Source organism: Staphylococcus sp. IVB6181, from assembly GCF_025561445.1.
GTDB classification, from domain to species: Bacteria; Bacillota; Bacilli; order Staphylococcales; family Staphylococcaceae; genus Staphylococcus; species Staphylococcus simulans_B.
The window spans coordinates 1,042,215-1,060,873 of sequence record NZ_CP095096.1 but is presented as its reverse complement, the minus strand read 5'-3'; the positions used below and the strand labels follow the sequence as shown (position 1 = coordinate 1,060,873).

The following is an 18,659-nucleotide window of genomic DNA, read 5'->3' as shown; positions in this document are numbered from 1 at the left end:
GCAATAAATATTTTAATTTAATTTTTATGATCAATTTCATCTCGTTTAGCACTCTCATATCATGAGTGCTAACCCACTTCCTATATTAATCAAAATTGGTCAATACATCAAGCAATTAGAATTTATTTTCCTCGCACCTGCTTTTAGTTTAGAATAGGTATAACAACAAGATAACATGGAGGCGTTTGACAATGTCACGACTTTGGTTTTCAATTCTTACCTTAATTGTATATGGTCTTGCACTGTTCGGTCCTCAAGTATTATACCGTGCAGGTGTTTATGATAATTTTAAAGGTAAACAATTGATGCTTGCGACATCATATACACAAGTCATATTAATGATTGCCGCAGCACTTATCATTCTTTGGATGAATTATAAAGTTAAAAACAAAACACAACTAGAGTTGCAAAAGAAAGTCCAAAAACGTTTTGTAGTGCCATGGGCGCTTTTAGGACTAGTCGCTGTACTGATTTATCAAGTCATTGCTTCTCTAATTAATCAATTTGTATTTAAAATTGATCAACCCAGTCCGAATACGACAGGGATTATGAAAATTATTCAAGAAGCCCCTATATTTATAGTATTGGTCGCAATTGCCGGACCATTGCTTGAAGAATTTGTCTTCCGCAAAGTTATATTCGGTGAAATTTTTAATATCCTTAAAGGAAATAAAATCATCAGATTTATCATTGCCGGAACAGTCAGTTCGGCATTGTTTGCGTCAGCGCATAATGACCCTGACTTCATTATTATTTACTTTGGTATGGGCTTCATTTTAGCTGGTTTTTATGTATTTACCAAACGAATTGCGGTGCCTGTATTGATTCATATTTTTATGAACAGCTTTGTCGTCGCAATACAAATCTTTTTTGCAGATGATATCAAGAAGATGCAAGAGTCTGTTTCTTTTATTTTTCATCTGATTCACTTTTAAACCTGTTCACTTAACAAGTTATCTTTGCTTGTTAGGTGATTTTTCTTTTCTATAGAAATAAGGATAAGACCTATAACGTCCTATCCTTATACTTCATCTTTATCATCTTTTTTTCTGCGCTTCATGATCATAAGTATTACAAACCATACAAATGCTGCTCCGAATGCAATTAGTAAGGCATTCATCATTCTTGGATACTTTTTCGTATCAGCAGTTTTTTCATCGTTGCCTTGTTTTTCTTTAGATGATTGCTGATTTGAAGTGTCTGCAGTTTTGTCTTCATTTTTCGTTTGCTGCGCATGTGCTTTTTTATCTTTTTTGATTTCTTTCAAGTCAGGCATTGAACCTAAGTCACTTGTCACAAGCCCTAAAATCTGCAAGTCAAGATTTGCATAATATTGCTGAGCATGAGCAGGACTGAAGTATTGATATTTAAAGTAACCGGTACTTTGCTGTAAGTGATCTAAATTTCGGTTGCTGCTGAAATTTTGCGGTTTCAATACTGCATTGACATCTTTCACTGTAGCACGAGTATCTTCGCTTAAAGTCCCTACTTGATGCACGATAAACGGATTGTATTTAAATGACCCGGTAATCAAATGACCGAATCTGTCGGTATTCAGTCCATAAGCCGCAAACGGCATGCTGTTGTAATCTGAATAACTGCTGTCCTCATTTTGTCCGCTTTGATTTGTCCAAGGAAGCGGGTTCAGCATACTGCTGTAATTCGGAATCGATGCATATTGAGCAGCATCATAATTTCCTTCTGGTCTGCTTTGAGATGGAACGTTCACCGAAGATCTGTCAGGTCGATTCGGGCGCGTTGGATACTGTGCTTGCGGATATTGTGTACCTTGATGATTAGATGAATCATCCGGCTGTTCTGAAGGTCCGTCAGGATTGGTTGGTGTTTCAGGTGTCGGTTCTTCTTGATGATCAGAATCTGGTTTTTGTTGTCCTTCCCCTTTTTGAGGTATCGTTGAACCGCCGCTTTGGCCAGAGTTAGAACTTGAGCCTTGCTGATTCTCTGACGGCACATTTTGATCTGGTTTATCAGGCTTAGGCTTTTCTTGATTTGAATCTGAAGATGAGCTGCCCCCAGACGGCTTGCTGGTATCTGTAGAACCACTGTCTGTATTCACACCGTCCGTTGAACCGTTATCTGTTGTACCATTATCTGTATTTCCGCTGCTATCCGTATTTGTACCGTCATCTGTGCCAGTACTGCCATCATTTGTATGATTACTGTCTGAACTGCCAGTATCTGAGTCCGTTGGAATATCTGTATTTGTGTCAGTGTTTGTATCTGTGTTCGTTTCTGAATCCGGCTGCGTTGTATTATCGGATGGCTGACTATTTTGTGTTGCATCCGTTTCACTTTGTGTTGTATCACCAGAAGTTGAATTGTCAGGTGCTTGAGCATCTGTATTCGTATTATCCGTTGTCGGCTTTGTATTCTGTTCAGCTTCTGGTTGTGTTGTATCAGTTGTTGGATCAGATGACTGTGTATTAGATTCTGTTGTGTTTTCATCCGGTGTATTTTGTGAAGCTTGTGTAGTATCTTGCACTGGTTGATCTGTATTTGTTGAGTCTGTTGTCTGTTCAGTTTGTTCAGTCACAGTATCAGCTGTCGTTTCTGCAGCTTTTGTGACCGCATTGGGAAAGAGTATACCTGTTGTCGCAATCGTGACAGTCAAATGTTTCCATAATCTTTTTTTCATGTTCAAAGCACCCCCTTTTTTAGAAGTATAGCAATCAACTTAAGTATATAAGAAGTTTTCTTTAAATTCTATATGTATGTGCGAATGAAAAGAAGTATTAATATATTTAACACTTTGTAACAATCCTTGTAACACATCGAAATAATCAGATTATTATAAAAATTGGAAATCCTGTTTAGAGTCTAGTACAGTAATACTATGAAGAATGGAGTGGAAGAACTATGAAAGTCCAATTATTTCAATTTAATTTAGTACACGGTAATGCAAAAGCAAACCAAAATAAAATAGAAGCACTATTCTCAGAGCATCTTGAAAATGATACAGATGTCGCTGTCTTACCAGAAATGTGGAACAACAGTTACGCATTAGAACAATTATCACAGCTTGCAGATGATGAATTGAAGCAGAGTCTTACTTTCATTCAACAGTTATGTAAAAAATACCAAGTCACAATTGTGGCAGGTTCTGTTTCAAATAAAAAAGAAGGCAACACGTATAACACAGCTTTCACTGTTAATGCTGAAGGCGAATTGATTTACCAATATGATAAAATCCATCTCGTTCCTATGCTGGATGAGCACCTGTATTTAACAGGCGGAGAAAAAGTACCTTATCTTTTCTCTCTAAGCGATCAAGTAAAAGCATCTCAGATTATTTGCTATGACTTGCGTTTCCCTGAAATTGCACGCCACCCAGCTGTTGAAGGTGCAGATATTCTTTTCTATGTCGCAGAATGGCCGATGGCAAGATTGAATCACTGGCGTACATTGCTTCAAAGCCGTGCTATCGAAAATGATATCTTTGTCGTAGCATGCAACACATGCGGCTATGAAAAAGACGGCAGTACTGAATATGCGGGTCATTCTATTGTCATTAATCCTAATGGAGAAATATTAGCAGAAGCTGGAACACAAGAAGAAATCTTAACTGTTGAGCTTAATTTAGATGAAGTCAAACAACAGCGTAAAAATATTCCTGTTTTTGATAATCGTCGTCCGCATTTATATCAACATGATTAATATCCTTATATTAAGACAAAAAAAATTAACCCATGAGTTTGGGAGTAACTCATGGGTTTTAACTTATTATTAAGGGAATGTTTACAGTTATTTTTTCTATCTATTTTTGGGGATGTTATTAATTATGAAAAAATTTTAGTGAATTTACCGATATTTGATAAATTAAATGCTACTCACGATAATTTTTTAACTACAATTATTCGCCCATCGAACGCTTCATTTTCGATGTACAAATTTTGAGAGAAGCAAGCATTAATGCAAGGACAAACATTAATGCTTGCTAAAGGATTAAACAATTTAGTGCTTATACTCAAAGGACAACAAAAATAAGGGATTATTTTTGAGTGAATTTTTTAACTGTTTCGATGATTAATTTTACGAATTCACCGATAGTACCTACGATATCGCCTGCCATGTTGATTGCCCCCTTTCATTTTCATGTTGGATGATCAGTTAGTTTAAAGCATGTTATTTCTACGAAGAATATTAACGATGCCGTAAACTGATTACTTTGCAATCTTAAGTAAAAGTCTGATAGTCAACATTCCTTAGACAACGATTTGTTTCTAAGCAATTTGCTATCGCAACTTCCTATCACATCTCTGTGATACATCCTTATTAAAACATCGATTCCAAAAAAATTGTTGAATAATCCCTAACTTATGTTTTTTCAATCATAACTGTCTATAAAAATATGTTAAAATGACCATATTAGAAGATTTTCTACAGTTTGGAATGAAAAATGAACAGTTGGGCAATGAATCATTATATTATACGTTTTGGTAGTATAATGAAAATAAGGAGAGTGGGGCTATGCAAAAGGCTTTTAATAGACAAATTGATCGTTGGGCGCAAGCGCTGCAAAAGAGAAATAATCTTGATCGTATCGCTTATTTAAAAATAAAGCTCGGTCTAGAAGTCTTTTTCAATAACCTGTTCAAAACTATTGTCGTTTATGGACTTGCTCTTCTATTCCATGTTTTCTTATACACACTAACTGTTCATCTTAGCTATTTTATTATTCGACACTACGCACACGGGGCGCATGCTAAATCAACTTTTGCATGCTATATAGAAAGTATTGTTTTATTTGTAATGTTGCCGTTAGGATTAGTAACCTTTAACATTCCCAGCAGCATTATCATTATTTTGGCAGTCATGGCATTAATTGCACTATTTATATATGCACCCGCTGCCACAGTTAAGCAACCAATTCCCACGCGACTTATAAAGAAAAAGAAAATTATGGCAATCACTCTTGCAACGTTAATGTTCGCAATGTCATTCTTTGTACCGAGTCCCTATCAGCAACTTATTTTGTTAGGACTCATTTTACAAGGTGGTTCACAATTGCCTATATTCTTCCCTAAAAACAGAAAGGATGTATTGTAATGGACATTTTAAACACTATTTTTAAATTATTTGCTTTTATCTTTGAAAAAATTGGAAACTTGGCTAAGTGGTATCCATGTGCAGGTTATTTTGATGAACCTGAAGTTCCACAAGAATTATTTGAAGAAGAGTAATTGGACCTATAGAACATAATGCCAGGAAGTGTGTAAAGACATGGAAGTATTAAATGGTATCATGATAGCAGTTTATCAAGGTTTATTATTGTTTCTGATTGCAAAAATAATCTTAAATCTTAAATACACCGTAAAAGAAATTTTAACAATTTTAGCTATCAATATTTGTGGTAGTTTATTTTATTTGATAATTGGAAGATATGCCTTATTTGTAGTCATTCTCTTCACAACACTTTATTTATATCGAAAAGTAAAATTATATTCATTGTTGACAATGGTAGGAAGTGTGCTGATTCTCTATTTAGCTAACCTTTCTGCCATGTCTTCATTTTTATTCCTTAATAAATATAATAAGTTAGTCACTAACATTATTTATATCTTTTTATTCACAGTTGTGGCTATCTTGCTTTCTATTTTAGTAAGAGTCTTAATTAAAAAACTAAAACATTCGTACTTATCCACTAACAAGATGTATTTATTACTTGTTACTGTTTTCTTAGCAGCGTCATTTATTCTATTATTCTTGTTTATGCCATATAGCATTGATAATACAAGTACATTTAAAATTGTCATCTTTGTGTATACGGCTTTTATATTAGCTATCGTCATTCTTGTGATTGTCATCAGCTTCACTGTATTACGAGAAATGAAGTATAAACGTCAAGTACAAGAAATAGAGAATTACTATAAATATACGTTGCGTATCGAAAAGATTAATAACGATATGCGTAAGTTCAGACATGATTACGTGAATATATTATTATCTATGTCTGAATATATCAGAGATGATGATATGCCTGGTTTGAAGGAATATTTTGATAAAAATATTGTACCTTTGAAGGATAATATTCAAACGAATTCGTTTAAAATCAATGGTCTGGAAAGATTGCAGATCAGAGAGCTGAAAGGATTATTGACGACTAAGATTATTCAAGCACAAGAAAATAATATTAGAGTCAGTGTAGAAGTACCAGATGAAATTACGAAAATATCATTGAATATGATTGATTTGTCTAGAATCATGGGCATTATTTTAGATAATGCGATTGAGGCTTCTACTGAAATTAAAGATCCTTTAATTCAAATAGGATTTATGAAAAATGAAGAAGCGGTTACGATTATTGTAATGAATAAATGCGCAAAAGATATTCCTAAAGTACATGAACTCTTTAAAGAGAACTTTTCAACAAAAGGTTCGAACAGAGGTTTAGGGTTATCAACGTTACGAGAAATTGCGGATAATGCCGACAATATTTTATTGGATACAGTGATTGAAAATCATTACTTTATTCAAAAGCTTGAAATCATGAATACAGGTCGCGAGGATGTGAAATAGAAGTGAAAATTATAATCTGTGAAGATGATGCGCAACAACGTGCACATATCGAAGAAATTATTGAAAATTACATTATGATTGAAGAGAAACCTTTAGAAATCGCACTTTCTACAGCAGATCCTTATGAAGTATTAGAATTTGCGAAATCTACTAATGAGATTTGCTGCTATTTCTTAGATATTCAATTAGATGCAGATATTAACGGCATTAAATTGGGCAGCGAACTGAGAAACTATGATTCTGTCGGCAGTATCATATTCATTACCAGTCATAGTGAATTAACTTATCTCACATTTGTATATAAGGTAGCAGCAATGGATTTCATATTTAAAGATGACCCTTCAGAAATGAAAACACGTATTATCGATTGTATCGAAACTGCTTTAACACGCTTGCAGCTGCTTTCAAAAGAATCGAGTGTCGAAACTATTGAACTTAAACGCGGCAGCAATTCTGTGTATGTGAATTATGATGATGTGATGTTCTTTGAATCCTCATCAAAATCACACCGTCTGATTGCCCATTTAGACAATCGTCAAATTGAGTTTTACGGCAGTCTGAAAGACTTAAGTCAATTAGATGAACGGTTCTTCCGTTGCCACAACAGTTTTGTACTCAATCGCAATAACATTGAAGAAGTCATTTCTAAAGATCGAGAAGTCTACTTTAAAAATGGCGAACATTGCTATATATCTGTAAGAAATCTTAAAAAAATATAACGTTAAGGGCTGAAACCGCAATGGATTTCAGCCCCTTTTTTAGTTATTACTATTTATTATGTTCCCCGCTTCAAAGTTCTATTCTAAACTTCACTGTCATTTGCTTCATATACTGAATGCAAATCATATTTTGTAAATTGCAAGTAAGCTTGACCTGATTCAGTCCCTACTCTGATACCTGTACTATTTTCAGGCGGGAAGATACGTGATGACATCACACGTTCTCCATGGTTGCAAAAGACTTCAATGCTCGATTGATCTACAAAAATCTGCAAGTGTTCTAAATCTTGGCTGAGTTGCACTGAACATTTTGTTTCAGCATCATTTAACGGAACTTCCCCGCTTTCGCTGCAATCTAAAGTTACTAATCTTGAATGCGTATTATAAATAATCTTTGTGGAATTGAATTTTGAAACCTTCACTTCAAAATAAATTTCAGTCGCATCGTTTTCTAAAATATCTACATGCAATTCAAAGTTTGTACCTTCGTAAGGATGCAGCTGTTTCGCAAATTTATTCGCATAACCTAATGCTGATTCTTTATTGAATCTCAATGCTTTTAAGCTAGGATGCGGCTGTTGATACATTTTGCCTTTCATTACATTCAATTGTCGCGGCATAGCAAGACATGGGACTTGATCGATTTCTGAAATATTTTCATACTCTCCTTCTGTTTGAAGCAATCCGATAAGGATACGTTCACCATGCTGGCCGACACAAGTTTGAGGATATACAAATCCAAACCCGTCATCCCATAATTTAAAGTCGCCATGGTTCATTTTTAAATGATTAAAATCAAAGTGTCCCATTAAATAACCTGCTCTTAAAGCATGACCTTCGGATTCAGCAGTAAACATCAGCACATCATATCCATTTATCGCAAAATAATCGGGTGTATGCCAATACTTGCCGAAATTGGATAAATTCGTATAGATTGGTGCAAGTAATTGCCACTTATCGATTTGATTTGCGTCATAAGCTAACAGTCTTCCTTGCTGCTTATCAGTCTGTGCACCGATAAATACATAGCGATGTCCTTCTTTTTCAAATACCTTCGGATCATGCAGACTATCTTGATAGCCTTTTGGAACTTCTAGTTCAATCGGTGTTGTCTGCTTTACAATCTCTTGTTCTTGATTTTTTCGTGCGAGCAATTGTGTATATTGCCCTTCTCTCGCAGCATCAGAACTTTGGCCGGAATAAATCCAATGCACCTGCTCATTCAATTTAAGCGCACTGCCGCCTTTAATTCCTTCATTATCATAAGCGCTATCAGGTTTCAGCAATATATGTTCTGATTCAAAGTGATTCAACGCTGCACTTAAGTAAGCATAGCTGTAACTTAAACCATTATTTATCGCAAACGGATACCATTCGTGACTCATGTTATATTGGCTACCGTCATAGATTAGACCATTAGGCTTGCCTGCTGAACCAAATGGAGGTTGTAAATGAAAGGTTTGTTTATAAGGTGATTGTGCGAACTTTTCTTTGAGTTCAGTAATTCTTTCAGCAGGGAGCTGTTCAATTCGTTGAAATTCTTCTTCATTTGTAAAATCTTGCATCTACCATATCCTCCTAAAACATCGTTAATCGTCATTTCCTTTATTTTAGCATATTTTCAGCCCCTCACCTATCTCATTCCATTGAACATAACAACAGTTTTCAGTTCGAAATCAAATTAAAAAGCATTACGGAAAATTTACACCTTGCAATTAATACTATTCTGTATTAGGATAAAACTTATTAACATTATCGGAAAAGAGGGAGATTCATGATTTGGATGATTATCAGCGGCTTAATCGTGGGTATTTTACTCGGTTTTGTCATGCAACGTACACGCTTTTGCTTAGCTGGCGGATTCAGAGATATGTATATTCAAAAGAACAATAAAATGTTTTATGCTTTGCTTATTGCGATTTCAGTACAAGCAATCGGTCTTTTAGCATTTACATCCATAATCGGCAAACCTTTAGAAAACGGCACATTCCCTATTATCGGAACAATTGTAGGTTCATTTATTTTCGGTATTGGGATCGTACTTGCCGGAGGTTGTGCAACAGGCACTTACTACCGTGCAGGCGAAGGTTTAATCGGCAGCTGGTTAGCATTAATTTCTTATGCGATTTTCTCAGCAATTACTAAAGTCGGTTTACTAAAACCCGTAATGGAAGGTTTAAATTCTAAAACGAATGTTAACGCAGATATGGCAACAAGCACAGGTATTCCATCATGGATTTGGGTGATTGCACTTGTCGCAATTACAGGTTATTTAGTAACGAAAACACTACGCAAGCCTAAACCTAAAATTGCAGTACCGAAATTAAAACAAAAATTCACAGGTGTACGCCACTTCTTCTTTGAAAAGAAATTCCATCCTTTCGTTGCGGCGATTGTTGTAGGCCTGATTGCATTAATCGCTTGGCCTATGAGCTATTCTACTGGACGTGAAGGCGGACTCGGTATCACAACACCTTCATCTAACTTGGTACAATTTATTTTATCTGGTAAGACATCATTCTTAGACTGGGGCGTTTTCTTAGTACTTGGTATCTTTATCGGATCATATATTGCGGCAAAAGGTTCAAGAGAATTTGCTTGGCGTTTACCGGATAAAAAGACATTGCGCAACAGTGTTATCGGCGGTGCAGCTATGGGCTTCGGTGCATCTGTAGCCGGCGGCTGCTCAATCGGAAACGGATTAGTTGCAACCGCAGCACTTTCATGGCAAGGTTGGATTGCATTAGCATCAATGATTTTAGGTACATGGTTAATGAGTTACTTCATTTTCATCAAACCGATGAAAGCGGCGCGTAAAGCCTCTGCACAATCATCAGCACAACCTGCTGCTCAATCATAAGCTATTCACACGAATGCATTATAAATCAAGGAGGATACAATTATGGTATACGAATTAGGTACTGTAGGAATGGTTTGCCCTTTCCCTTTAATTGAAGCACAAAAGAAAATGGAAGAACTGAATGTCGGAGACGAATTAAAAATCGACTTTGACTGCACTCAAGCAACAGAAGCCATTCCAAACTGGGCAGCTGAAAAAGCTTATCCCGTAACTAATTACGAACAACTTGGCGATGCTTCTTGGACTATCACAGTTCAAAAAGCCTAATATAAAAAGGAGTTTGCGATGAATTTAATAATTCATGCAAACTCCTTTTCTTTATTTACGATTAAGATTATTCATAAAGAATAACAATGACTGTAATTCAATCCCTAAATCAATATGATGAACAGACACATCATCAGGAACATCAATGCGTGAAGGTGTAAAGTTCAAAATACCTTTCACATTACTTTTAACAAGCTCATCCGCTGCAGTTTGAGCGGCTTCTCCCGGAGTTGTTAAAATCACTACATCCAAATTCCCTTTATCTAAGATACCTTTAATATCCTTCATATCTTTGACTGTTACTTTACCGAATTGTTTGCCGATTACATCGGGATTAATATCAAATGCTTCGGTAATTACCATATCATCATGGATTGAGAAGTTATAAGAAAGCAAAGCTTTACCTAAGTTACCCACGCCGACTAAGCCGATACTTATAACATCACTTTCGCTGATTTCACCTTTAAAGAATTCCATTAAGCTTTCAACATTATAACCATAGCCTTTTTTTCCAAGTTCTCCGAAATAGGAAAAATCACGTCTGATTGTAGCTGAATCAATGTCTAATGCTTCGCTGATTGTTTTAGAATTCACGCGGTCTATGCCCTTAATATGCAGTGTGTTCACGAATCGGTAATATAATGGTAATCGCTTCAAAGTCGCGCGAGGAATTTTATTATTTTGATTTGCCAATCTGTTTTCCTCCAAATCTTTCAAACTACTATCCTAGAACTTTTCAATTTAACCATAATAATACTGCTTCTTATAGTACAATTTTTGATAGCACAGTGATGGAGTTGCGCAAATGTTGAAACATTTACGCAGATCAAGCAGATTATAGTGTTCTTATAGTTTTTATTTTGTTATATTGCATCTGACAAAAATTCTGCAAACGTTTTTTATTAACTAAGTATACCCCATGGTATCAAAAAAAGGAATAACTGTAATATCAACAGTTTCGTGAAATCTCCCTACCGTATTCAGAATTAATGACACTTGCCTATACAAATTACAGCAATATAGTAACTATTATACGATTATATTATTGTTTTGAATACATATTTTCGAAACAAATCAAAATTACTTGCTAAATTTACTTTAAAACCACACCGAATCGATGCAAAACGTCCAAAAACAATGTCTGACATGATATGTTGGGAAATAATGCCTATAGCGCTTATAATAGTAACTAAGCGACGCTTTTTAGGAAGGAGGACTACGAGATATTAATTAGATTCATCTCGTAAACAAAAGAATGATATTACTGCAACTTAACAATGTCTCAAAATCCTTCGATGGTGAAGAAATCTTTAGCGATGTCCACTTTGAAGTAAAGAGTCATGAAAAAATCGGAATTGTCGGCAGAAACGGTGCCGGCAAATCTACATTAATGAAAATCATTGCAGGTGTCGACGGCTACGACAGCGGCAATGTATCAAAAATCAAAAATTTGAAAGTCGGTTATTTAACACAACAAATGACACTCGATACCCACCACTCAGTTTGGGAAGAAATGTCTAAACCTTTCGCTCATTTGAAACAAATGGAAAAAGCGATGCAAGCAGAAACAACATGGCTTGCTGAACATGCGGACGAATATGAAACCGACACATTTAAAGAACATATGGCCAAATACGAATCGTTATCCAACCAATTTGAACGCTTAGAGGGTTATCAATTTGAAAGTAAAATCAAAACGGTTCTGCATGGTCTGAATTTTAATGAAGAAGACTTTCACCGTCCTGTAAACGACTTCAGCGGCGGACAGAAAACACGTCTTTCACTTGCACAAATGCTGCTCAGCGAACCGGACTTATTACTGCTTGACGAACCTACCAACCATTTAGATATGGAAACCACACAATGGCTTGAAGATTATTTGAACTTCTTTAAAGGCGCTATTGTGATTATCAGTCACGACCGCTTCTTCTTAGACAAAACTGTCAATCAGATTTATGACGTGGCTTTAGGTGCTGTTCAACACTATGTAGGCAATTACAGTAAATTCATCACACAGCGTGATCAGTACTATCAAAAACGTATGCAAGAATATGAACGTCAACAAGCCGAAATCAAGCGCTTGGAAACAATTGTCGAAAAAAATATCACGCGTGCTTCAACGAGCGGTATGGCTAAAAGCCGCAGAAAAGTATTAGAAAAAATCGAACGTATCGATAAACCTATGCTCGATGCACGCAGTGCTAACATCCAATTTGATTTCGACCGCAATACAGGCAATGACGTTTACCATATCCGCAATTTAGAAATCGGTTATACAGAACCAGTCATTGCCCCTATTACGATGGAAGTCACAAAAGGCAATCATATCGGTGTTATCGGTCCGAACGGTATCGGCAAATCTACCTTTATCAAAACTGTTGCGGACAGACTCCCAAAACTCGGCGGAGAGATTACCCATGGTGCGAACTTGCGCGTCGGTTACTACGATCAAAAGCAAGCAGAGTTCAAATCTAACAAAACGATTCTAGATTATGTATGGGATCAATATCCTACGATGCCTGAAAAAGATGTACGTGCGGTATTAGGCCGTTTCTTATTCGTACAAGAAGATGTTAAAAAAATCATCAATGACTTATCCGGCGGAGAAAAAGCACGTTTGCAGTTGGCGTTATTAATGTTAGAACGTAACAACGTTTTAATATTAGATGAACCGACCAACCACTTAGATATTGATTCTAAAGAAATGCTTGAACAAGCGCTGCAAAACTTTGAGGGAACATTAATCTTCGTTTCGCACGATCGCTACTTTATTAACCAGCTTGCGAATAAAATCTTTGATATGCAGCCTGATGGCGGTACAGTCTATGCCGGCGACTATCAATACTACTTAGATAAAACAGAAGAACAAGCTGCAATTTTGGCCAAACAAGAAGCTGAACAAGCTGTCGAAACAGCCAAAGACGAAACTAACCATTCATATGAAGACCAAAAAGCGCAAAGAAGAGAATTGCGCCAATTGGAACGTCAAATTGAAAGCTGCGAATCAGAGATTGAATCCTTCGAAAAGCAAATAGAAGCAATCGATACTGCTTTAACACAGCCTGAAGTCTTTAACGATCCAGAAAAAGCAGCACAATTAGCTGAAGAAAAAGATACAATCGAACAGCAACTCGAACAAGTGATGTTAAAATGGGAAGAATTACAAGAAAAAATGATATAAGCAATAATAGTTTAAGAGGTGCACAAATGAATACTCATTTTTGCGCCTCTTTTATTACAATTCCTTAACAAAATTATGCACACCCGAAACCCTATTACATCAACTATCCACAGAGTTATCCACTTTATCCACAAGTAAAAAGACACTGATTTCTCAACAATTCACACCGAAATCCACAGTTATTCACATAATTACACACAATTATCCACAAGTTATTCACTTTCTGTTGATAAGTACGCACGTTCGCTATTGACAAACCATTAACTTTGTAAAGCGTTTTTTAAGTTCATTATCTTGTAATATTACTATGTCATGGTATAAAAAAGTGTCTTGAATAAAAACGATTCAAGACACTTCTTTGTTATTCTACTGAAAATTCTTCAATATCTATACTGCTTTTACCATTTAAATCTAAACCAGCTTTCATCCCTGCTTCATACATATAGTAGCCTGCTGCACCGATCATAGCCGCATTATCTGTACAAAGTTTAGGGTTAGGAATTGAAAGCTTAATGTCATGTTCTGAACATGCTGTCTTTAAAGCTTGTCGCAAACCTTTGTTGCTTGCGACGCCGCCAGCGACAATCAATTGATTAACTTCGTATGCTTCGCACGCTTTGATTGCTTTTCCAACCAACACTTCAACGACACTGTTTTGGAAACTTGCTGCGACATCTTCAGGGACAATTGTTTCATTCTTTTGTTTTAGATTATGCAGCTTATTAATGACTGCGCTTTTAAGTCCGCTGAAACTGAAATCAAAACTGTCTGGTTCTAACCATACACGCGGAAAGTCATAAACATCTTTGCCTTTTGCTGCTAATTGATCTACCTTTGGTCCGCCTGGATAAGGCAGACCAATCGTACGTGCAACTTTATCATAAGCTTCACCCACTGCATCATCTCTAGTTTCTCCGATAACTTCAAAGTTCAGATGATCTTTCATATATACCAGTTCCGTATGACCGCCTGATACAATTAAAGCCATTAAAGGAAACGCAAAAGGTTCTTCTAAATTATTCGCATAGATATGCCCTGCAATGTGATGCACTGGGATTAAAGGCTTATCATAAGCAAAAGCTAAAGCCTTTGCGGCGTTGATGCCGATTAATAATGCACCGATAAGTCCTGGTCCTTCTGTTACAGCTACAGCATCTATATCCTTCATATCTGTTTGTGCTGTTTCTAACGCTTCATCAATTGTACCTGTGATGCCTTCGACATGATGTCTGCTTGCGACTTCAGGTACTACACCGCCGAAACGTTTATGGCTTTCGATTTGGCTTAATACTGCATTGCTTAAAATTTCTTTACCATTTTTTATCACACTAGCACTAGTTTCGTCACAGCTTGATTCTATTGCTAAAATTAATGTATCTTTTTCCATTATAAATCCACCCACATTACGAGTGCGTCCTCACCCTCTCCATAATAATTTTTGCGTTTGCCGCCATAATTAAAACCTAAGGCTTCATAGACATGGCGTGCCGGACGATTTTCAATACGTACTTCTAAACTCATCACATCGCATGTTTGTCTTGCATAACTCATTGCATATTCGATAATCAATTTGCCTAAACCGTAACCGCGCATCGTTTCAGTAATGGCTACCGTTGTGATTTGTGCTTGATCAATCACAACCCACATCCCGATATAACCGATGATTTCTTGGTTGTATTCCATCACAAAGTAGCGTGCAAATTTATTTTTCTCTACTTCATGATAAAACGCATCAATCGTCCAAGAGCTGTCATTAAAGCACATACGTTCTAAATCAAATACTTGCGGTACATCTTCCAAAGTCATTAATCGTATATTTAAATTGTCTAATCCTGTTGTGTTTTTAACCAATTGCGTTCTGCCTCGGATAATTTCAGATAGTCTGGTTTGAATGTATGAATGTCTTCAGGATTTTCGATTAATGCATGCATAGCACTGGCTTTTGGAAGTTGATGCAAGATATTCCCGTGGAGCAGGTCTTGGATGTTTTCTAAATCATATCCGACAAATACATAAGGCAATGCATTTTGTTCAAGATAGTTGTTAAGTTCAGAAATTGTCATATATTGATCTTCCAGCATAGTGACAAGTTTGCCTTGCTCATAACGATAGACGCCGGTATAAACCGCTTCTCTTCTCGCATCAAACACTGGAACAATCAGTTGATTTGCATGAATATTTGGTATTGTCGCAGCTAAAGCAGCAAGAGATGATACACCATACAATTGCGTGTTCAGTGCATACGCTAATGTTTTAGCAATCGTTACACCGATTCTTAAGCTTGTATAAGAACCCGGTCCTTTTGCGGCAACAATGGCATCAATATCCTGTTTTGTCATACCTGCTTCAGAAATAATTGTTTGAATCGCAGGCATCAACTGCACAGAGTGATTGCGTTTAATATTCGTAGTATGTTCAACTAAAACTGTCTCATCTTGCATAATTGCAAGCGACATAGGCTTATTGGATGTATCCAGCAGCAGATAGTTCACGTTCGACTTCCTCCTTTAATGCTTCATAATGTTGTCCGCTTGCTTCTATATTAAGCGTTCTTGTCTGCGCATCTTGAGCAGTGATTTGAATACGCAAGAATGCGTTCGGCAGCAAGTCTTTAATAAATTCGCTCCATTCGATGACAATGACAGCATTGTCTTCGAAATATTCATCGAATCCTAAATCTTCTTCTGAATCTTCTAAACGATAGCAATCCATATGATGAAACTTCATGTTTGTTCCTTTATAGGATTTAATAATATTGAAGGTCGGTGAATTAATCGTACGTTTTACACCTAAGTGCTTTCCTATAAATTGACTTAATGTTGTCTTCCCTGCACCTAAATTACCATCTAATAGAATTAAATCTTTGGGTTGTAAATGCTTAGTCAGAATTTCAGCAAATTGATTCATTTGATCAATGTTGTTGATTTTTATCATTTTCAAATCTCCTATTTATGTTTCTGCATGCTGCAGAAAATTCGTCTTCTATATTGTAACATGCTAAGCAATACCTTCAGCATCAAATGACTGATTGCATGAAAATTGAAATATGTAATCAAAGAAAACCTTTTCAAAAATTAATTTAGATAATTTTCTGAAATCTGTTGACATTGCCCTCCCCATGTAGTAAATTAAGTTTATCAAATTTTTAGACAATTCAAATTTATTCATAAAACCATTCGAAAGGAGCAAATTGAAATGACTAACAGAACACATACGAATACACAACCGACAACAACAAATATTTTAGTCATTTTATTAATTTGCTAGGACTCGAACTTTAGTAATTGAAACTACTAAATGTTTAAGTCCTATTTCCGATTGAATGGGACTTCATTGACGTCCCAATATTATTGGGACGTTTTTTTTATTTGAATATACGGGAGGAATTATATTGAGAAGCGACACTATCAAAAAAGGAGACCAACAAGCTCCAGCCAGAAGTTTACTTCATGCCACAGGACAAATCAAAGACCCAAGAGATATGAACAAACCGTTCGTAGCAATTTGCAACTCTTACATTGATATCGTTCCAGGACATGTACACCTTAGAGAACTTGCAGACATCGCTAAAGAAGCAATCAGAGAAGCTGGCGCTATTCCATTTGAATTCAATACAATCGGCGTCGATGATGGTATCGCTATGGGACATATAGGAATGCGTTATTCATTACCATCACGTGAAATCATTGCAGATGCGGCAGAAACAGTTATCAATGCCCATTGGTTCGATGGTGTATTCTACATTCCTAACTGCGACAAGATCACACCAGGAATGTTGATGGCAGCAGTCAGAACCAACGTACCTGCAATCTTCTGTTCAGGCGGACCGATGAAAGCCGGATTATCATCAACAGGCAAAGCTTTAACATTATCTTCAATGTTCGAAGCTGTCAGCGCATTTAAAGGCGGTTCAATGAGTAAGGAAGATTTCTTGGATATGGAACAAAATGCATGCCCTACTTGCGGTTCTTGCGCAGGCATGTTCACTGCCAACTCAATGAACTGTTTAATGGAAGTTTTAGGACTAGCCCTTCCATATAACGGTACTGCTTTAGCTGTTTCAGACCAACGTCGTGAAATGATTCGCGAAGCAGCCTTCAAATTAGTAGACAATATCAAAAACGATTTAAAACCGCGCGACATCGTTACAAGAGAAGCATTAGATGATGCATTCGCATTAGATATGGCGATGGGCGGTTCTACAAATACAGTACTTCATACACTTGCGATTGCGAATGAAGCTGGCATTGACTATGATTTAAGCCGCATCAATGAAATCGCAAAACGTACACCTTATTTATCTAAGATTGCACCAAGTTCTTCATATTCTATGCATGACGTTCATGAAGCCGGCGGTGTTCCAGCGATTATCAACGAATTAATGAAAAAAGAAGGAACATTGCATCCGGACAGAATCACTGCTACAGGCAAAACACTTCGTGAAAACAATGAAGGCAAAGAAATCAAAAATACTGATGTTATCCATACATTGGAAGAACCCTATGATAAAGAAGGCGGTCTATCTATCTTATACGGCAACTTGGCTCCTAACGGTGCAGTTATCAAAGTCGGCGGTGTAGACCCTGAAATCAAAGTCTTCAAAGGAAAAGCGATTTGCTTCGATTCACATGATGAAGCAGTTGAAGCTATCGATAACCATACAGTTCGCGAAGGACATGTGGTTGTTATCCGTTACGAAGGTCCTAAAGGCGGACCTGGAATGCCTGAGATGCTGGCCCCTACTTCTTCTATCGTAGGACGCGGATTAGGCAAAGATGTTGCCTTAATCACTGACGGAAGATTCTCAGGTGCCACAAGAGGTATCGCTGTCGGACATATTTCACCTGAAGCAGCATCAGGCGGTCCGATCGGATTAATCAACGACGGCGATGAAATCACAATCGATTTAACAAACAGAACATTAGATGTAGAAGTTTCAAGCGAAGAATTAGACAAACGAAAATCAGAACTTAAACCATTCAAAGCAAAAGTAAAATCTGGATATCTTGCACGTTACACAGCACTCGTTACAAGTGCAAACACAGGCGGCGTAATGAGAGTTCCAGAATATCTAATCGATGAGGAGTGATGCTTT

The 18,659-nt window shown here is 36.6% G+C and carries 18 protein-coding genes; 10 read left to right on the top strand and 8 right to left on the bottom strand.

Annotation, left to right across the window (positions count from 1 at the left end):
- Positions 1 to 191 precede the first annotated feature (191 nt).
- On the top strand, positions 192 to 935 hold the full coding sequence (mroQ, locus tag MUA90_RS04950) for an intramembrane glutamic endopeptidase MroQ (RefSeq protein ID WP_262588557.1): 744 nt from the start codon (positions 192 to 194) through the stop codon (positions 933 to 935).
- Positions 936 to 1,021: 86 nt separating this feature from the next.
- Here the strand turns inward: mroQ and MUA90_RS04945 are convergent, their stop codons facing one another.
- Positions 1,022 to 2,656 (bottom strand): SdrH family protein, encoded by a 1,635-nt coding sequence (locus tag MUA90_RS04945; protein WP_262588556.1) that lies wholly within the window; start codon positions 2,654 to 2,656, stop codon positions 1,022 to 1,024.
- A 221-nt stretch (positions 2,657 to 2,877) separates the two neighbouring features.
- On the opposite strand from MUA90_RS04945, the gene MUA90_RS04940 reads away from it, so the two are divergent.
- Positions 2,878 to 3,675 (top strand): carbon-nitrogen family hydrolase, encoded by a 798-nt coding sequence (locus MUA90_RS04940; protein ID WP_262588555.1) that lies wholly within the window; start codon positions 2,878 to 2,880, stop codon positions 3,673 to 3,675.
- Positions 3,676 to 4,009: 334 nt separating this feature from the next.
- On the opposite strand, the gene MUA90_RS14060 is transcribed toward MUA90_RS04940, so the two are convergent.
- Positions 4,010 to 4,090, bottom strand: coding sequence for a delta-lysin family phenol-soluble modulin (locus MUA90_RS14060; RefSeq protein WP_105994213.1), 81 nt, complete (start codon positions 4,088 to 4,090; stop codon positions 4,010 to 4,012).
- A gap of 398 nt (positions 4,091 to 4,488) precedes the next feature.
- Between MUA90_RS14060 and MUA90_RS04935 the strand changes: the two genes are divergently transcribed.
- The 4 genes from MUA90_RS04935 to agrA are packed head-to-tail and all read left to right on the top strand — an operon-like array spanning position 4,489 to position 7,256.
- The gene (locus MUA90_RS04935) at positions 4,489 to 5,067 is read left to right on the top strand and encodes an accessory gene regulator AgrB (protein WP_105994212.1); all 579 of its coding nucleotides are present in this window, start codon (positions 4,489 to 4,491) and stop codon (positions 5,065 to 5,067) included.
- Positions 5,067 to 5,201, top strand: a complete 135-nt coding sequence (gene agrD, locus MUA90_RS04930) for a cyclic lactone autoinducer peptide AgrD (RefSeq protein ID WP_262588554.1) — start codon at positions 5,067 to 5,069, stop codon at positions 5,199 to 5,201. Before MUA90_RS04935 ends, agrD begins: the two co-directional genes overlap by 1 nt.
- Before the next feature lie 40 nt (positions 5,202 to 5,241).
- Positions 5,242 to 6,537, top strand: coding sequence for a quorum-sensing sensor histidine kinase AgrC (agrC, locus tag MUA90_RS04925; RefSeq protein ID WP_262588553.1), 1,296 nt, complete (start codon positions 5,242 to 5,244; stop codon positions 6,535 to 6,537).
- Positions 6,538 to 6,539: 2 nt separating this feature from the next.
- Complete coding sequence (gene agrA / locus MUA90_RS04920; protein WP_105994209.1) at positions 6,540 to 7,256, top strand: quorum-sensing response regulator AgrA; 717 nt, start codon at positions 6,540 to 6,542, stop codon at positions 7,254 to 7,256.
- 83 nt (positions 7,257 to 7,339) lie between these two features.
- Here agrA and MUA90_RS04915 read toward each other — a convergent pair whose 3' ends face one another.
- Entirely contained in the window at positions 7,340 to 8,821 is a 1,482-nt protein-coding gene (locus MUA90_RS04915) for a GH32 C-terminal domain-containing protein (protein ID WP_262588552.1), read from the bottom strand.
- Positions 8,822 to 9,030: 209 nt separating this feature from the next.
- Between MUA90_RS04915 and MUA90_RS04910 the strand changes: the two genes are divergently transcribed.
- Both MUA90_RS04910 and MUA90_RS04905 read left to right on the top strand, forming a co-directional pair.
- Positions 9,031 to 10,116 (top strand): YeeE/YedE family protein, encoded by a 1,086-nt coding sequence (locus tag MUA90_RS04910; RefSeq protein WP_262588551.1) that lies wholly within the window; start codon positions 9,031 to 9,033, stop codon positions 10,114 to 10,116.
- Between the two features lie 42 nt (positions 10,117 to 10,158).
- Complete coding sequence (locus MUA90_RS04905) at positions 10,159 to 10,383, top strand: sulfurtransferase TusA family protein (RefSeq protein ID WP_105994206.1); 225 nt, start codon at positions 10,159 to 10,161, stop codon at positions 10,381 to 10,383.
- Positions 10,384 to 10,434: 51 nt separating this feature from the next.
- Here the strand turns inward: MUA90_RS04905 and MUA90_RS04900 are convergent, their stop codons facing one another.
- A complete protein-coding gene (locus MUA90_RS04900; protein WP_262588550.1) occupies positions 10,435 to 11,076 on the bottom strand; it encodes a redox-sensing transcriptional repressor Rex in 642 nt (213 codons plus the stop codon).
- A gap of 562 nt (positions 11,077 to 11,638) precedes the next feature.
- Between MUA90_RS04900 and MUA90_RS04895 the strand changes: the two genes are divergently transcribed.
- Positions 11,639 to 13,564, top strand: a complete 1,926-nt coding sequence (locus MUA90_RS04895) for an ABC-F family ATP-binding cassette domain-containing protein (protein ID WP_262588549.1) — start codon at positions 11,639 to 11,641, stop codon at positions 13,562 to 13,564.
- Positions 13,565 to 13,925: 361 nt separating this feature from the next.
- Here the strand turns inward: MUA90_RS04895 and tsaD are convergent, their stop codons facing one another.
- The 4 genes from tsaD to tsaE are packed head-to-tail and all read right to left on the bottom strand — an operon-like array spanning position 13,926 to position 16,498.
- Entirely contained in the window at positions 13,926 to 14,951 is a 1,026-nt protein-coding gene (gene tsaD, locus MUA90_RS04890) for a tRNA (adenosine(37)-N6)-threonylcarbamoyltransferase complex transferase subunit TsaD (protein ID WP_262588548.1), read from the bottom strand.
- On the bottom strand, positions 14,951 to 15,415 hold the full coding sequence (gene rimI / locus MUA90_RS04885; RefSeq protein ID WP_398577370.1) for a ribosomal protein S18-alanine N-acetyltransferase: 465 nt from the start codon (positions 15,413 to 15,415) through the stop codon (positions 14,951 to 14,953). The genes tsaD and rimI overlap by 1 nt, the downstream gene beginning before the upstream one ends.
- A complete protein-coding gene (gene tsaB / locus MUA90_RS04880; RefSeq protein WP_262588547.1) occupies positions 15,391 to 16,056 on the bottom strand; it encodes a tRNA (adenosine(37)-N6)-threonylcarbamoyltransferase complex dimerization subunit type 1 TsaB in 666 nt (221 codons plus the stop codon). Before tsaB ends, rimI begins: the two co-directional genes overlap by 25 nt.
- A complete protein-coding gene (tsaE, locus tag MUA90_RS04875; protein ID WP_262588546.1) occupies positions 16,025 to 16,498 on the bottom strand; it encodes a tRNA (adenosine(37)-N6)-threonylcarbamoyltransferase complex ATPase subunit type 1 TsaE in 474 nt (157 codons plus the stop codon). The genes tsaB and tsaE overlap by 32 nt, the downstream gene beginning before the upstream one ends.
- Positions 16,499 to 16,955: 457 nt before the next feature.
- Here tsaE and ilvD point away from each other — a divergent pair, with 457 nt between their 5' ends.
- Complete coding sequence (ilvD, locus tag MUA90_RS04870) at positions 16,956 to 18,653, top strand: dihydroxy-acid dehydratase (protein ID WP_262588545.1); 1,698 nt, start codon at positions 16,956 to 16,958, stop codon at positions 18,651 to 18,653.
- Positions 18,654 to 18,659: the final 6 nt, after the last annotated feature.

Excerpts from the sequence above, each read along its gene's own strand:
- MUA90_RS04940 (WP_262588555.1), top strand. The coding sequence starts at position 2,878 with ATGAAAGTCCAATTATTTCAATTTAATTTAGTACACGGTAATGCAAAA.
- MUA90_RS04935 (WP_105994212.1), top strand. The coding sequence starts at position 4,489 with ATGCAAAAGGCTTTTAATAGACAAATTGATCGTTGGGCGCAAGCGCTG.
- agrC (WP_262588553.1), top strand. The coding sequence starts at position 5,242 with ATGGAAGTATTAAATGGTATCATGATAGCAGTTTATCAAGGTTTATTA.
- MUA90_RS04905 (WP_105994206.1), top strand. The coding sequence starts at position 10,159 with ATGGTATACGAATTAGGTACTGTAGGAATGGTTTGCCCTTTCCCTTTA.
- MUA90_RS04895 (WP_262588549.1), top strand. The coding sequence starts at position 11,639 with ATGATATTACTGCAACTTAACAATGTCTCAAAATCCTTCGATGGTGAA.
- tsaE (WP_262588546.1), bottom strand. The coding sequence starts at position 16,498 with ATGATAAAAATCAACAACATTGATCAAATGAATCAATTTGCTGAAATT.
- agrD (WP_262588554.1), top strand. The coding sequence starts at position 5,067 with ATGGACATTTTAAACACTATTTTTAAATTATTTGCTTTTATCTTTGAA.
- MUA90_RS14060 (WP_105994213.1), bottom strand. The coding sequence starts at position 4,090 with ATGGCAGGCGATATCGTAGGTACTATCGGTGAATTCGTAAAATTAATC.
- MUA90_RS04945 (WP_262588556.1), bottom strand. The coding sequence starts at position 2,656 with ATGAAAAAAAGATTATGGAAACATTTGACTGTCACGATTGCGACAACA.
- tsaD (WP_262588548.1), bottom strand. The coding sequence starts at position 14,951 with ATGGAAAAAGATACATTAATTTTAGCAATAGAATCAAGCTGTGACGAA.
- MUA90_RS04915 (WP_262588552.1), bottom strand. The coding sequence starts at position 8,821 with ATGCAAGATTTTACAAATGAAGAAGAATTTCAACGAATTGAACAGCTC.
- mroQ (WP_262588557.1), top strand. The coding sequence starts at position 192 with ATGTCACGACTTTGGTTTTCAATTCTTACCTTAATTGTATATGGTCTT.
- MUA90_RS04910 (WP_262588551.1), top strand. The coding sequence starts at position 9,031 with ATGATTTGGATGATTATCAGCGGCTTAATCGTGGGTATTTTACTCGGT.